Origin of the sequence: Pseudomonas sp. MWU16-30317 (assembly GCF_020515695.1) — a bacterium.
GTDB lineage: Bacteria > Pseudomonadota > Gammaproteobacteria > Pseudomonadales > Pseudomonadaceae > Aquipseudomonas.
Genome location: NZ_JAIWJA010000007.1, coordinates 95,634 through 110,583, shown reverse-complemented (window position 1 = coordinate 110,583; position 14,950 = coordinate 95,634). Strand labels below are relative to the sequence as shown.

Here is a 14,950-nt window from a genome sequence, read left to right as displayed (position 1 = left end):
GGCCCTAATCGAGCATCAGGATATAAGCATGTCGCGCCCCACCAATGAAACCGCCAGTGAACTGATCCGCGCAGAAGACCTGCGTGGGGTCGACGTCTGGTCTCTGCCCAGTTTTGACCCCGAATTGCCCGAGCCAGAACCTGAGCCCGTGGTGATCGAGGAGATCGAAGAAGTCCCCCTCGATGAAGTCCAGCCGCTGACCCTTGAAGAACTCGAAAGCATCCGCCAGGAGGCCTACAACGAGGGCTTCGCGGTGGGTGAGCGCGAGGGTTTTCACAGCACCCAGATCAAGGTTCGCCAAGAGGCCGAGGTCGCCCTTGCGGCCAAACTGGCCACGCTCGAACAAGTCATGGTGCACCTGTTCTTGCCCATCGCCGAGCAGGATGCCCAGATCGAGAAGTCCATGGTGGAGCTGGTCGGGCACATTGCCCGCGAAGTCATCCAGCGCGAACTCACTATCGACTCCAGCCAGATCGAAACAGTATTGCGTGAGTCGCTGAAGTTGCTGCCCATGGGGGCCAACAATGTGCGGATCTTCGTCAATCCTCAGGACTTCGTGCAGGTCAAGGCGTTGCGCGAGCGCCATGAGGAAACCTGGCGGATCCTCGAAGACCCGGCGCTGCTGCCCGGCGGCTGCCGCGTCGAGACCGAGCACAGCCGTATCGATGCCGCTATCGAGACGCGCATCACCCAGGCCATCGCCATGATGTTCGGGCAATTGCACGAGCAGGGCATGCACCCTGCCGAGTCGGATACCGATGTCGACCTTGGCGCAGTGGAGGCCCAGCATTTGCAGCACCAGGCGCAAGTCAAGGCGGCTGCAGCCCAGGCTCGACAGGCGCCTGTCGCCGAGCCTGTGGCTGACCCCGAGCCGGTGCACGCGCCCGAGCCCGACAGCGAGCTGAGCGTGGCGCAGCCCGTAGCGGAATCCGACGCTGACGCTGACGCTGAGTTGGCCGCCGATCTGGCGCAGCTTGAAGTCGAGCTGGACGACCCCGTCGACGACGAGCCGCCGACCCGATCCAAGGCCAGGGCCAAAGACAAACCGCCGGAGCCGAGCGATGCATCTTAATCGCACCAGCTTCGTCAAGCGCCTGTCGAGTTATCCACAGGCCATCGATCTGCCACGCCAGCCAGTCGTCGAAGGACGGCTGCTGCGCATGGTCGGCCTGACCCTTGAAGCCGAGGGCCTGCGGGCCGCCATGGGTAGCCGCTGCCGGGTGATCAACGATGTCAGTTACGACGCCGTCGAGGTCGAGGCCGAGGTCATGGGCTTTTCCGGCAGCAAGGTGTTTCTGATGCCGGTGGGCAGCGTCGCCGGCATCGCGCCGGGCGCCCGCGTAGTGCCATTGGCCGATACCGGCCGCCTGCCCATGGGCATGACCATGCTCGGGCGGGTGCTTGACGGTGCCGGCCGCGCGCTCGACGGCAAGGGCGGGATGAAGGCCGAAGACTGGGTGCCGATGGATGGCCCGACCATCAACCCGCTCAAGCGCGACCCCATCAGCCAGCCGCTGGACGTGGGCATCCGCTCGATCAACGGCTTGCTCACCGTCGGTCGCGGCCAGCGCCTGGGCCTGTTCGCCGGTACCGGGGTGGGCAAGAGTGTGCTGCTCGGCATGATGACGCGCTTTACCGAGGCCGACATCATCGTGGTCGGGCTGATCGGCGAGCGGGGCCGGGAGGTCAAGGAATTCATCGAGCACAGCCTCGGCCCCGAAGGTCTCAAGCGCTCCGTGGTAGTCGCTTCGCCAGCGGACGATGCGCCGCTGATGCGGCTGCGGGCCGCCATGTATTGCACGCGTATTGCCGAGTATTTCCGCGACAAGGGCAAGAACGTCTTGTTGCTGATGGACTCCTTGACCCGTTTTGCCCAGGCTCAGCGCGAAATCGCCCTGGCCATCGGCGAGCCGCCGGCGACCAAGGGCTATCCACCGTCGGTGTTTGCCAAACTGCCCAAGCTGGTGGAACGTGCTGGCAACGCCGAGGCAGGGGGCGGCTCGATCACGGCGTTCTATACCGTACTGTCCGAGGGCGACGATCAGCAGGACCCCATCGCCGACTCGGCGCGTGGCGTACTCGACGGCCATATCGTGCTGTCCCGTCGCCTGGCCGAGGAGGGGCATTACCCGGCCATCGACATCGAGGCCTCGATCAGTCGGGTCATGCCCTCGGTGGTCAGCCCGCAGCACATGACCCAGGCTCAGCAGTTCAAGCAGCTGTGGTCGCGTTATCAACAGAGCCGCGATTTGATCAGCGTCGGCGCCTACGTGGCCGGCGGTGATCGCGAGACCGACCTGGCGATCGCGCTGCAGCCCACGTTGGTGCGCTACCTGCGCCAGGGTCTACAGGAAAACGAAAGCCTGCAGGACAGTAGCGACCGCCTCGCTGCCGTGTTCAATCCTGTGGCGCCAGGCTGATAGACCATGGCGATGAGTCGAGCGGCGCGTCTGGCGCCCGTAGTGGAAATGGCCGAGAGCGTCGAGAAAAAAGCGGCGCAGCGGATGGGGCATTTTCAGGGCCAGGTCAACCTGTCTCACGCCAAGCTCGCGGAGCTGGAAAAATTTCGCAGCGACTATCAGCAGCAATGGATGACCCACGGTAGCCGCGGCGTCTCCGGGCAGTGGCTGATGAACTATCAGCGCTTCCTCAATCAGCTTGAAACCGCCGTGGCCCAGCAGCACAAGAGCCTGGCGTGGCACCAGGGCAACCTCAACGGCGCCCGGGTCGTGTGGCAAAAGGCCTATGCGCGCGTCGAGGGCCTGCGCAAGCTGGTGCTGCGCTATGCTGAAGAAGCGCGGCGGCTCGAGGATCGACGCGAACAGCGATTGCTCGATGAACTGGCGCAGCGCCTGCCGCAACGTGAGCAATACTGAGGCCGCGACGAGATAAACATTTTTTTACCGCCCGCCGGGGTTGCTGGAGGCGTGTGGCGATGCTAAACCTTTGTCAGTATTGGCAATAATCCTGAAGGAATATCCCATGACCGATGTAACTGCCAAACCTTCTGAAGATGGGAAAACATTGACCATCGAGATCAGGGGACGCTTCGACTTTGGCGCCCATCAGGCGTTTCGTGATGCTTATGAAAGGGTTCACCCCAAGCCGGCGAAGTTCATCATCAATCTCAAGGATACGAACTACCTCGACAGTTCCGCTTTGGGCATGCTGTTGCTGTTGCGTGATCATGCGGGTGGCGATCACGCCCAGGTGCAGGTTATCCACAGCACTCCCGATGTACGCAAGATCCTCGGCATCTCCAATTTCGACAAGCTGTTCAACATCTCTTGATCCTGCCCAAGCCCGACCCGCTGACGGTGTTGATCGCCGACGACAACATGACCGATCGCATGTTGTTATCCTCTATCGTCCGCCGGCAGGGCCATTACGTGGTGCAGGCCGAGAACGGTGAAGAAGCGGTGCGGGTATTCGAAACCCAGCGTCCGCAGCTTGTACTGCTCGACGCGATGATGCCGGTGATGGATGGCTTCGAAGCGGCGCGGCGGATCAAGGCCATGGCTGGCGAAGAGCTGGTACCGATCATCTTCCTGACGTCCATGACCGAAGAACAGGCACTGGTAGCCTGCCTTGAAGCCGGCGGCGACGATTTTCTGGCCAAGCCCTACAACCAGGTGATACTGGCCGCCAAGATCACCGCCATGGATCGCCTGCGACGCCTGCAGGCCACGGTTCTGGAGCAGCGCAACCAGATCTCCCAGCACCATGAATACCTGCTCAACGAGCAGCGAGTTGCCAAGGCGGTGTTCGATCAGATCGCCCACTCCGGTTGCCTCAGCTCGCTGAACATTCGTTACATGCAGTCGCCCTATGCCTTGTTCAACGGCGACCTGCTGCTGGCCTCGTTCACCCCGTCGGGCGACATGCACGTGCTGCTCGGCGATTTTACCGGCCATGGCTTGCCGGCGGCCGTCGGTGCCATGCCGGTGGCCGAAGTGTTCTATGGCATGACCGCCAAGGGCTACGGCCTGGCGGAAATCCTGCGGGAGATGAACGCCAAGCTCAAGCGCATCTTGCCGGTGGACATGTTCTGCTGCGCCACGATGCTCAATGTCAGCTTCCAGCGCTTGCAGGTGGAGGTCTGGAACGGCGGGCTGCCGGACGGCTACATTCTCTGCCAGGGCGGCGAGCGCATCGCGCTGCAATCGCGCCATCTGCCCCTGGGCGTACTATCGCGCCAGAGCTTCAACGACAAGACCGAGGTGCACTCGCTCAGTCAGGGCGACCAATTGTTCCTGCTGTCCGATGGCGTGATCGACACCGCCAACGGCGAGGACCAATTGTTCGGAGCCGAGCGGCTCGATACCGTATTGAGCAACAACCGCTGGCCGCATCGGTTGTTCGAGGAAATACAGAGCGCGCTCGACGAATTCCGTGGCGAATCACGGGACGACGTCAGCATGGTGCAGATTTTCGTGGTCGAGACGGCCAGCTTGCCGCACACCCCGGTGATTTTTTCCGACAGCGGCCAGTCGAGTCCGCTGGACTGGTCGGCCGCTTTTGAATATCGTGGGGAAACGTTGCGTCGCTTCAACCCGCTGCCCAACTTGCTGCAGTCGCTGCAAGAGGTGCATGGTCTGCGAGTTCAGAGTGGCGCTCTCTATAGCGTGTTGACCGAGCTATACTCCAATGCGCTGGAGCATGGTGTGTTGGGCCTGGACTCTGCGCTCAAGCGGGACGCTCAGGGGTTTGCGCAATATTACCGTCAGCGCAACGAGCGCCTCGACGCATTGGCCGAAGGCTTCATCCGCCTGCAGTTGCGGGTATCGCCGGATGCGCAGGGCGGTGGTAGGCTGACCATTCGCGTCGAAGACAGCGGTAATGGTTTCGATGTACCCGAGATACTGGCTCGTCCCACACCGTCTCAGGGGCTGTCCGGGCGAGGGATGAGCCTGGTCCGGCAGCTCAGCGAGCATGCAGTCTGGGCTGAGGACGGGCGCAGTGTATGTGTCGAATTTTCCTGGCAGCGTCCGGTCGGCAATTGAACCGGTGATTCTCCAGCTGGCGGTATGCCCAATACCCAGCTTGATCAAGGAGCGAACAAGTGATGACCGAATCAGCAACCCATCCCCATGTCGACGAGAAAGTGCTGTCCGCGCTGCAGGAGGTCATGGAAGATGAATACCCGGCACTGCTTGACACCTTTCTCAGTGACTCCCAGCATCGCCTCCTGGCATTGCAGGCGGCCTCCGACCCCCAGGCGATCAGCCAAGCGGCACACAGCTTCAAGGGCAGCAGCAGCAATATGGGCGCGCTCGTGCTGGCGCAGTTGTGTTCCCGACTCGAGCAATGCGCCAATCAGCCAAATGGTGGCGACATCCAGCAATTGATTCGCGAAATCGATCATGAATTCGGTGAAGTGAAGCCCGTCTACGAGCGTGAACGCGAGCGATATTCCGCCTGATCGCCCGAGCCGGGCGTATTGGCCCGGCTTTTGCTTTGTCTCTGCTATCTGTGCCACTGATTGCCGCGCAGCGGAGACCTTCCCATGCCTGTTGCCTCAAATCCATTACTGCAAACTGCGTCTACCAACCAGACGTCCGCCGCCAATGCCTTGCTGTCCAGCAAGCCACAGGAAGCTGCGCCCTCAGGCGCTGACAGCTTTGCTTCGGTGTATTCACGCCAGAGCCAGGCTGACTACGCACAAAAAGCTGACGCTGCCCAGGCCTATTCCGACAAGCTGGCCAATGCGGCCGCCAACAAGTCGTCGTTTGCCAGCCAGCCCGATCCGGCCAAGCCCGTCGTTGCCGATAGCGGCAAGGATCTGCCTGCCAAGGCCAAGCCGGCGACTGACGACAACAAGGTTGACAGCACCAAGGTAGACAACAACAAGGTCGACAGCACCAAAGGCAATGACAAGAAGGTCGCCAGCAAGGACAAAGACAAGGATCAGGATCAGGACGCCACGGCCAAGGCCGGTGATGCCAAGGCGACCAAGAGCGACAAGGCCGATGAAGCGGCGGCCAGCGATGATGCCAAGGCGGATGACGCCCTTGCCAAAGCCACGGACCCTGCGGTCGATCCTGCTACGTTGCTCAAGCCAGCGGTTGATCCGCTGGCGACCGCTGCTGCGCCTGCTGCAACGACCCCTGCCGTGGACCCGAACCTGCTGGCGATGGTCGCGCCGCAAACCACTGCGGCCAAAGATGCGGCCAAGGACGCCAGCAAGTCGGACGACGATTTCGATCCGAACGCCGATCCCCTCGCCGACATGCCGGCTTTGCGCCTGGCCCTTGAGCAGAATGCCAAGGCTCAGGGCACGACCTCCGCTCACGCGGCCGATAACAACCAGGCAGCCAATGGCACCCAGCAGGCTGACGACAATGCTGCCGCCGCCGGCCTCACCACGCTGATCCAGCAACAGGCTGGCGCTGAAGGCAAAGCCGGCAGCGGTGACAAGGGCTTGGGCGCGGCTACCACCGAGGAGGGCGTCAAGGGCATCAAGGGCGGTATCGGTGATACCGGCGCCACAAACTTTGGCGATCGCCTGAGTGCCTTGACCCAAGCCACCGGCAAGTCGGTGAGCAGTGCACCCGCCACACCGCCGGCATCTCCTCTGGCCATGAACCAGTCGGGCTGGACCGAAGGCGTGGTCAACCGGGTGATGTACCTTTCGAGCCAGAATCTCAAGTCCGCCGACATTCAGTTGTCGCCGGCCGAGCTGGGGCGCCTGGACATCAAGGTCACCATGAACAGTGACCAGCAGACCCAAGTGACCTTCATGAGCGCCCACGTGGGCGTGCGCGAGGCACTGGAAAACCAGCAAGGGCGCCTCAAGGAGATGTTCGCCCAACAGGGGCTCGGTCAGATGGACGTCAATGTGTCCGACCAGTCGCGTCAACAGCAGCAAAGCGGCCAGCCTCAGGCTCAACAGACTTCCGGCGGCAGCGGCGGGCGCCTGGGTCGCAGCGATGGCGTGGACAGCGACGTCACGGTCAGCGATGCCTCGTCCGTTATCCACAGCACCTCGGTGATCGGTACCAGCGCGGTGGATTACTACGCTTGATGTCTACCCCCTTCGCGGGCAGTGCCCGCTGCCACAGGCGCCTCTGTGTACCTGTGGCAGCGAGTTCTGCGCGCGAAGAGGCCATCTGCTGCACCCCATTCATGTCGTCTTTGACACCTCCAATCAGACTTCTGGCATAACACTTGCTCTCCCCTAATCGTGCGGTAGTTTAAAACCGATTAGCGACGGATTATTGGCATGGCGCAGAGCGAAGAAGCGAAAGACCCCGCAGTCAAAGGCAAAGGCAAACTCAAGTTCATCATCATCATCGTTGTCGCCATGTTGGTGGTCATTGGTGGCTCGGTGGGCGGCACCTGGTTCTTCCTGCACAAATCCATGGCCAAGCCAGACGACCATCCCGCCGTGGCGACGACCCCGGCCGGCAAGGCGCCGGCTATCTATGAAGCGCTGTCACCGGCGTTTGTGGTCAACCTCGATCAGAATGGTCGGCAGCGCTATCTGCAGGTCAGCATCACCCTGATGACCCGCGATCAAGCCGGCCTGGATGCCCTCAAGGTGCATATGCCGGTGATCCGCAACAACCTCGTGATGCTGTTCTCGGGGCAGAGTTTCGATGCACTGGCAACGCCGATCGGCCAGGAGATGTTGCGTCAGAAAGCCACCGCGAGTGTGCAGGAAGTGGCGCAAAAGGAAGTCGGCAAGCTGGTCGTCGATCAGTTGCTGTTCACCAATTTCGTATTGCAGTAGGAGCACGACATGGCCGTGCAGGATCTGCTCTCCCAGGATGAAATCGACGCGCTTTTGCATGGCGTCGACGATGGCCTGGTTCAAACCGAAAGCAATGGCGAACCCGGCTCGGTCAAAAGCTACGACCTGACCAGCCAGGATCGTATCGTGCGGGGGCGGATGCCGACCCTCGAGATGATCAATGAACGGTTCGCCCGCTACACCCGCATCAGCATGTTCAACATGCTGCGCCGGTCCGCCGATGTGGCGGTGGGTGGCGTGCAGGTGATGAAATTCGGCGAGTACGTGCATTCGCTGTACGTACCCACCAGCCTTAACCTGGTCAAGATCAAGCCCCTGCGCGGGACCGGGCTGTTCATCCTCGACGCCAAGCTGGTATTCAAGCTGGTGGACAACTTTTTCGGTGGCGATGGCCGTCACGCCAAGATCGAAGGCCGTGAATTCACGCCCACCGAGCTGCGCGTCGTGCGCATGGTGCTCGACCAGGTTTTCGTCGACATGAAAGAAGCGTGGCAGGCGATCATGGATCTCAACTTCGAGTACATCAACTCTGAAGTGAACCCGGCCATGGCCAACATTGTCGGTCCTAGTGAGGCGGTGGTGGTGTCTACATTCCACATCGAGCTAGATGGCGGTGGCGGCGATCTGCACGTGACCATGCCGTACTCGATGATCGAGCCGGTGCGCGAAATGCTCGATGCCGGTTTCCAGTCCGATCTCGACGATCAGGACGAGCGCTGGAGCAAAGCCCTGCGTGAAGACGTGCTGGATGTGAGCGTGCCGTTGGGCGCCACCGTAGCGCGTCGCCAGCTCAAGCTGCGGGATATCCTGCACATGCAGCCGGGCGACGTGATCCCGATAGAACTGCCGGATGAACTGGTCCTGCGCGCCAATGGCGTGCCGTCGTTCAAGGCCAAGCTGGGGTCCCACAAGGGCCACCTGGCACTGCAAGTCATCGAGCCGATAGAGCGCCGCTGAACAGCGCGTTATGCGGCCTGTAATCACTGAATTTTTGCCTGTCGAGGACCCTCATGGCTGACGAAAACGAAATAACCTCCGCGGAAGACCAGGCGCTTGCCGATGAATGGGCCGCGGCCCTGGGTGAATCCGGTGACGGTGGTCAGGGCGATATCGATGCGCTGCTGGCGGCCGATGCTGCGTCCAAGCCACAGGGCACGCGCTTGCCCATGGAAGAGTTCGGTTCCATGCCCAAGGCGAGCCACACGGTGAGCCTTGAAGGCCCCAACCTGGACGTGATCCTGGATATCCCGGTGACCATCTCCATGGAGGTTGGCGCCACCGAGATCAACATCCGCAACCTGCTGCAACTCAACCAGGGCTCGGTGATCGAACTCGATCGTCTGGCCGGCGAACCCCTCGACGTGCTGGTCAACGGCACCTTGATCGCCCATGGCGAGGTGGTGGTGGTCAACGAGAAGTTCGGCATCCGCCTGACGGACGTGATCAGCCCCAGCGAACGTATCAAGAAGCTGCGCTGATGAAGCGCTGGCTGATGGCGCTCGCCGTTCTGCCGTTGTCGGCTCTGGCCGCCACCGTCGGGGCGCCGGCAATCAACGAAGCGGGTCCTGGGGCCGCGGGGCCTGCCGCTACGGTGGCGGCTGCAACCGGCGGCAGTATGGCCGGGCAGTTGACCCAGCTGATGCTCGGGCTGCTGGTGGTCCTGGCGGTGATCGTTGCCCTGGCCTGGGTGGTCCGCCGTGTCCAGCAGGCCGCGCCTCGGGGTGGGCAGGTCATCGATATCGTCAGTGCGCGGGCACTGGGGCCGCGCGACCGCCTGGTGCTGGTACAGATTGGCGACGAGCAGGTCCTGCTGGGGGTCAGCCCGGGCCGGATCACTTCGCTGCATGTCATGAAGGAGCCCGTGCGCAGCCCCGCTCGCAGCGAGCAGGCTGCGCCCGAATTCGCCCAGCGCCTGATGGAACTGCTGGGCAAGGATCAGAAGGATAAGAAGTAATGGGCGCCGTGCGCATCCTCTTGACGCTGTTGCTGGTGGTCGTGGCGCCTATGGCGCTGGCCGCCGATCCGCTGTCGATCCCGGCCATCACCCTGTCCAACGGTGCCAACGGCCAGCAGGAATATTCGGTCAGCCTGCAGATTTTGCTGATCATGACCGCGCTGAGCTTCATCCCGGCGGGCGTCATGTTGATGACCAGCTTCACGCGGATCATCATCGTCTTCTCCATCTTGCGTCAGGCCCTGGGCCTGCAGCAGACACCTTCCAACCAGTTGCTGACCGGCATGGCGCTGTTCCTGACCCTGTTCATCATGGCGCCGGTGTTCGACCGCGTGAACACCGACGCCTTGCAGCCCTACATGGCCGAGAAGATGAGCGCCCAGGATGCCTTGGCCAAGGCCCAGGTGCCGTTGAAGGATTTCATGCTGGCGCAAACCCGGCAGAGTGATCTTGACCTGTTCGTGCGCTTGTCCAAGCGCACCGACATCATCGGGCCGGATCAGGCACCCTTGACCATCATAGTCCCGGCGTTCGTGATCTCTGAGCTCAAGACGGCGTTTCAGATCGGTTTCATGATCTTCATTCCGTTCCTCGTCATCGACCTGGTGATCGCCAGTATCCTCATGGCCATGGGCATGATGATGCTGTCGCCGCTGATCATCTCGTTGCCGTTCAAGATCATGCTGTTCGTGCTGGTCGACGGCTGGGCCCTGATCATTGGTACCTTGGCTGGCAGTTTCGGCGGTGTCTGACGCCATTGCCGATTGCAGGAGAATCGCCCCATGACTCCAGAAGTCGCGCTTGACCTGTTTCGCGATGCCCTGTGGCTGACCGTGGTGATGGTGTCCTTTTCGGTCTTGCCCAGCTTGATCGTCGGGCTGATCGTGGCGATGTTCCAGGCCGCCACGCAAATCAACGAGCAGACCCTGGGCTTTCTGCCGCGCCTGCTGGTGATGCTGGTGACCGTCATCGTCGGCGGGCCCTGGGTGGTGCAGACCTTCATGGACTACATCACGCGCCTGTACACCAGCATCCCGCAGTTGATTGGCTGACCCGCAGTGCTGCAACTGACCGATCTGCAGATCAGCACCTGGGTGGCGACCTTCATCCTGCCGCTGTTCCGCGTGGCCGCGCTGCTGACCACCATGCCGATCTTCGGTGCCAATACCGTTTCGCGGCGTATCCGCCTGTACCTCGCGGTGGCCATTACCGTGTGCATCGTGCCGGGGTTGCCGCCGATGCCGCAGGTCAATCCGCTGGACCCGAGCGGCATGCTGCTGATCGCTGAGCAGATCATCGTCGGGGCGATGATGGGCTTGTCGCTGCAGATGCTGTTTCAGGTGTTCGCCATCGCCGGGCAGATCCTGGCGGTGCAGATGGGCATGTCGTTCGCGTCCATGATCGACCCCACTAACGGCGTGTCGTCGGCGGTAGTCGGGCAGTTTTTCACCATGCTGGTGACGCTGTTGTTCCTGTCGATGAACGGCCATCTGGTGGTGTTCGAGGTACTGACCGAGAGTTTCACGACCCTGCCCGTAGGCCACGCACTGTTCACCAACAACCTCTGGGAGCTGGTGCTGCGCATGGGCTGGGTGCTGGGCGCCGCGCTGATGTTGGTGCTGCCGGCGATCACGGCGCTCCTGGTGGTCAACATCTGCTTCGGGGTGATGACCAAGGCTGCGCCGCAGTTGAACATCTTTTCGATCGGCTTTCCGCTGATCCTGGTGATGGGCATGGTGATCCTGTGGATCAGCATGGCCGATCTTCTTAGTCAGTATCAGCCGATTGCCGCCGACGCGTTGCAGTGGCTGCGCGGCATGATCAGGGCGCAATGAGCCATGGCAGAGAGCGAGAGCGGCGGCGACAAGACAGAAGACCCCACAGACAAACGCAAGCGCGACTCGCGCGAACAAGGTGAGGTCATTCGCTCCAAGGAGCTCAATACCGTTGCGGTGATGCTGGCGGGGACCGGCGCCATCCTGACCTACGGCGGCGCCCTGGCGCAGACCTTCGTGACCTTGATGCAGAAGAGTTTCACCCTGCCGCGCGAAGTGATTATGGATCAGCGCTATATGCAGATATTTCTGCTGCAGGCCGCCAAGGACGCGTATATGGCCACCCAGCCGATCCTGGTAGTGCTGTTGTTGGCATCCCTGCTGAGTCCGTTGGCGCTGGGTGGCTGGTTGTTCGCGCCAGGCGGGATGGCGCCCAAGTTCAGCCGCATGAACCCGCTGAGCGGCATCAAGCGCATGTTCTCGATCAACGCCTTGATCGAGCTGATCAAGGCGATGGGCAAGTTTGCCGTGATTCTGCTGGTGGCTTTGCAGGTGCTGCGCAGGGATCAGGCGCAGTTGCTGGCGATCGGCAAGGAGCCGTTGGAGCAGGCCATCATCCATAGCGTCCAGGTAGTGGGCTGGAGCGCGCTGTGGATGGCCGCCGGGCTGTTGATCGTCGCCGCGATCGATGTGCCGATCCAGATCTACCAGGGCCGTCAGAAACTGTTGATGACCAAGCAGGAAGTGCGCGACGAGTACAAGGACGCCGAGGGGCGGCCCGAGGTCAAGGGCCGCATCCGTCAGCTGCAGCGCGAAGCCTCGCAGCGGCGCATGATGGCCAACGTGCCGACGGCCGACGTGATCATCACCAACCCGACCCACTATGCGGTAGCGCTCAAGTACGATCCGGAGCAGGGCGGGGCGCCGGTACTGCTGGCCAAGGGCACGGATTTCGTGGCCCTGAAGATCCGCGAAATCGCCGTGGCGCACGAGATTCAACTGCTGGAGTCGCCGGCCCTGGCGCGGTCTATCTACTACTCCACCGAAGTCGATACGCAGATCCCCGCCGGCCTCTACCTGGCGGTGGCCCAGGTGCTGGCGTACGTCTATCAGATTCGCCAGTACCGCGCTGGCCGCGGCAAGCGCCCCAAACCCCTCGACGACCTGCCGATTCCAGAGGATCTCAAGCGAGACGCCGATCCGGATGACGCTGATCTTCCTTGACTCCCGCAGGGGTTTTTTAGCGGTTTCGAAAGTTGGAAGGCTTCTTGCACAAGCACTATTGCGCCCGCCCAGGCGTCAAAAGTTTGCTTGCGATCATGAGGAAGACCGGTGGACCGTTCCCAACTTATCAACACCGCCCGCAGCAACATCGTCGGCCTGAGCCGCGGCAACATCGGCGTACCGTTGTTGCTGCTGGTGATGCTGGCCATGATGATGCTGCCGGTGCCGCCGTTCCTCCTGGACGTGTTCTTCACCTTCAACATCGCGCTGTCCATCGTCGTCCTGCTGGTGTGCGTGTATGCCATGCGCCCGCTCGATTTCGCCGTGTTCCCGACCATTCTGCTAGTGGCGACACTCTTGCGCCTGGCGCTCAACGTCGCGTCGACACGGGTCGTCATGCTTCACGGGCATACGGGCCACGAGGCGGCGGGCAAGGTGATCCAGGCGTTTGGCGAGGTGGTGATCGGCGGCAACTATGTGGTCGGTATCGTGGTGTTCGCGATCCTCATGATCATCAACTTCGTGGTCGTGACCAAGGGCGCCGGGCGGATTTCCGAGGTGAGTGCGCGTTTCACCCTCGATGCCATGCCCGGCAAGCAGATGGCCATCGACGCCGACCTCAATGCCGGCTTGATCGACCAGGCGGGTGCCAAGGCCCGTCGTTCCGAGGTCGCTGCCGAGGCCGAGTTTTATGGCTCGATGGACGGTGCCAGCAAGTTCGTCCGCGGTGACGCCGTCGCCGGCCTCTTGATCCTCTTCATCAACCTGCTTGGCGGCATGGCCGTGGGCATGTTCCAGCACGGCTTGACCTTCGCCGATGCCGGCAAGGTCTATGCACTGTTGACCATCGGTGACGGTTTGGTGGCGCAGTTGCCATCGCTGCTGTTGTCCACTGCCGCCGCGATCATGGTGACCCGGGCCTCCGGCTCGGAAGAAATGGGCAAGCAGATCACCCGGCAGATGTTTGCGTCGCCCAAGGCCCTGGCGGTCTCGGCGGGGTTGATGCTGATCATGGGCTCGGTGCCCGGCATGCCCCACGTCGCGTTTATCAGCCTGGCGGCCGTGGCGGCCGGTGGTGCCTACCTGTTGTGGAAAAAACAGAATGAAGTCAAAGAGTTGCTGGTCATAGAGGCGCAGCGTCAACAAGACTTGCTGCCATCGCCGACGCGCAATCAGGAAACCAAGGAGCTGGGCTGGGACGACGTCACGCCCATCGACATGATTGGCCTGGAAGTGGGCTACCGGTTGATCCCGCTGGTGGACCGCAACCAGGGTGGGCAACTGCTGGCACGGATCAAGGGGGTGCGCAAGAAGCTCTCCCAGGACCTGGGTTTCCTCATGCCGACCGTGCATATTCGCGACAACCTCGACCTGGCGCCCAGCGCCTACCGCCTGACCTTGATGGGCGTGATCCTCGCCGAAGCGGAGATCTATCCTGATCGCGAGCTGGCAATCAACCCCGGCCAGGTGTTCGGTACGCTCAACGGTATCAACGCCAAGGATCCGGCTTTTGGCCTGGACGCGGTGTGGATCGAACTCAGTTTGCGTAGCCAGGCGCAGTCATTGGGGTACACTGTCGTCGATGCCAGTACTGTAGTGGCCACACACCTGAACCAGATTCTGCAAAAGCACGCCCATGAATTGATCGGGCACGAAGAAGTCCAGCAACTGCTGCAAGTGCTGGGCAAGGGCTCGCCCAAGCTGGCCGAGGAGCTGGTACCCGGCGTGCTGTCGCTGTCGTCCTTGCTCAAGGTCCTGCAGGCTTTGCTCGCTGAACAGGTGCCTGTGCGCGATATCCGCAGCATTGCCGAAGCCATCGCCAACAACGCGGGTCGGAGTCAAGATACCGGCGCGCTGGTCGCTGCGGTGCGCGTCGGATTGTCCCGCGCCATCGTGCAAAGCATTGTGGGCATTGAGTCGGAGTTGCCAGTTATCACCTTGGAGCCAAGGTTGGAACAGATTTTGCTCAATAGTCTGCAGAAGGCTGGAATGGGTCAGGAAGACGGCGTTTTGCTGGAGCCAAGCATGGCAGAGAAACTCCAGCGTTCGCTGATCGACGCCTGCCAGCGTCAAGAAATGCAAGGCCAGCCGGCGATTCTGCTGGTGGCCGGGCCGGTACGAGCGATGTTGTCGCGCTTTGGCCGGTTGGCGGTTCCGAATTTACATGTACTGGCGTATCAGGAAATTCCTGACAACAAGCAAGTTACGATCGTCGCGACAGTAGGGCCCAACGGCTGAGGGTGA

Annotated in this window: 15 protein-coding genes and 1 pseudogene; all 16 read left to right on the top strand. The window is 61.7% G+C overall.

Annotation, left to right across the window (positions count from 1 at the left end):
- Positions 1-28: 28 nt before the first annotated feature.
- A pseudogene (fliH, locus tag LIX93_RS19730) lies at positions 29-769 on the top strand (flagellar assembly protein FliH); the annotation flags it as partial.
- Positions 770-1,061: 292 nt separating this feature from the next.
- Positions 1,062-2,420, top strand: a complete 1,359-nt coding sequence (fliI, locus tag LIX93_RS19725; RefSeq protein WP_226505744.1) for a flagellar protein export ATPase FliI — start codon at positions 1,062-1,064, stop codon at positions 2,418-2,420.
- Positions 2,421-2,426: 6 nt separating this feature from the next.
- Positions 2,427-2,876 (top strand): flagellar export protein FliJ, encoded by a 450-nt coding sequence (gene fliJ / locus LIX93_RS19720; RefSeq protein WP_226505743.1) that lies wholly within the window; start codon positions 2,427-2,429, stop codon positions 2,874-2,876.
- A 106-nt stretch (positions 2,877-2,982) separates the two neighbouring features.
- A complete protein-coding gene (locus LIX93_RS19715; RefSeq protein WP_226505742.1) occupies positions 2,983-3,291 on the top strand; it encodes an STAS domain-containing protein in 309 nt (102 codons plus the stop codon).
- Positions 3,292-3,293: 2 nt separating this feature from the next.
- Complete coding sequence (locus tag LIX93_RS19710; protein WP_226505973.1) at positions 3,294-5,003, top strand: fused response regulator/phosphatase; 1,710 nt, start codon at positions 3,294-3,296, stop codon at positions 5,001-5,003.
- 62 nt (positions 5,004-5,065) lie between these two features.
- The gene (locus LIX93_RS19705; RefSeq protein ID WP_226505741.1) at positions 5,066-5,422 is read left to right on the top strand and encodes an Hpt domain-containing protein; all 357 of its coding nucleotides are present in this window, start codon (positions 5,066-5,068) and stop codon (positions 5,420-5,422) included.
- Between the two features lie 84 nt (positions 5,423-5,506).
- Positions 5,507-7,024 (top strand): flagellar hook-length control protein FliK, encoded by a 1,518-nt coding sequence (locus LIX93_RS19700; RefSeq protein WP_226505740.1) that lies wholly within the window; start codon positions 5,507-5,509, stop codon positions 7,022-7,024.
- A 198-nt stretch (positions 7,025-7,222) separates the two neighbouring features.
- Entirely contained in the window at positions 7,223-7,732 is a 510-nt protein-coding gene (gene fliL / locus LIX93_RS19695) for a flagellar basal body-associated protein FliL (protein ID WP_226505739.1), read from the top strand.
- A 9-nt stretch (positions 7,733-7,741) separates the two neighbouring features.
- Complete coding sequence (gene fliM / locus LIX93_RS19690; RefSeq protein ID WP_226505738.1) at positions 7,742-8,710, top strand: flagellar motor switch protein FliM; 969 nt, start codon at positions 7,742-7,744, stop codon at positions 8,708-8,710.
- A gap of 53 nt (positions 8,711-8,763) precedes the next feature.
- Positions 8,764-9,231, top strand: a complete 468-nt coding sequence (fliN, locus tag LIX93_RS19685; RefSeq protein ID WP_226505737.1) for a flagellar motor switch protein FliN — start codon at positions 8,764-8,766, stop codon at positions 9,229-9,231.
- Positions 9,231-9,707 (top strand): flagellar biosynthetic protein FliO, encoded by a 477-nt coding sequence (fliO, locus tag LIX93_RS19680; RefSeq protein WP_226505736.1) that lies wholly within the window; start codon positions 9,231-9,233, stop codon positions 9,705-9,707. The genes fliN and fliO overlap by 1 nt, the downstream gene beginning before the upstream one ends.
- On the top strand, positions 9,707-10,459 hold the full coding sequence (gene fliP, locus LIX93_RS19675) for a flagellar type III secretion system pore protein FliP (RefSeq protein WP_226505735.1): 753 nt from the start codon (positions 9,707-9,709) through the stop codon (positions 10,457-10,459). The genes fliO and fliP overlap by 1 nt, the downstream gene beginning before the upstream one ends.
- 30 nt (positions 10,460-10,489) lie before the next feature.
- Positions 10,490-10,759 carry a flagellar biosynthesis protein FliQ gene (fliQ, locus tag LIX93_RS19670; RefSeq protein ID WP_226505734.1) on the top strand — a complete coding sequence of 90 codons (270 nt, stop codon included), beginning with the start codon at positions 10,490-10,492 and terminating at the stop codon, positions 10,757-10,759.
- A 6-nt stretch (positions 10,760-10,765) separates the two neighbouring features.
- Entirely contained in the window at positions 10,766-11,542 is a 777-nt protein-coding gene (gene fliR / locus LIX93_RS19665; RefSeq protein WP_226505733.1) for a flagellar biosynthetic protein FliR, read from the top strand.
- Between the two features lie 3 nt (positions 11,543-11,545).
- The gene (gene flhB, locus LIX93_RS19660; protein WP_226505732.1) at positions 11,546-12,706 is read left to right on the top strand and encodes a flagellar biosynthesis protein FlhB; all 1,161 of its coding nucleotides are present in this window, start codon (positions 11,546-11,548) and stop codon (positions 12,704-12,706) included.
- 108 nt (positions 12,707-12,814) lie between these two features.
- Complete coding sequence (gene flhA, locus LIX93_RS19655) at positions 12,815-14,944, top strand: flagellar biosynthesis protein FlhA (protein ID WP_226505731.1); 2,130 nt, start codon at positions 12,815-12,817, stop codon at positions 14,942-14,944.
- The last annotated feature ends 6 nt before the right edge of the window (positions 14,945-14,950 follow it).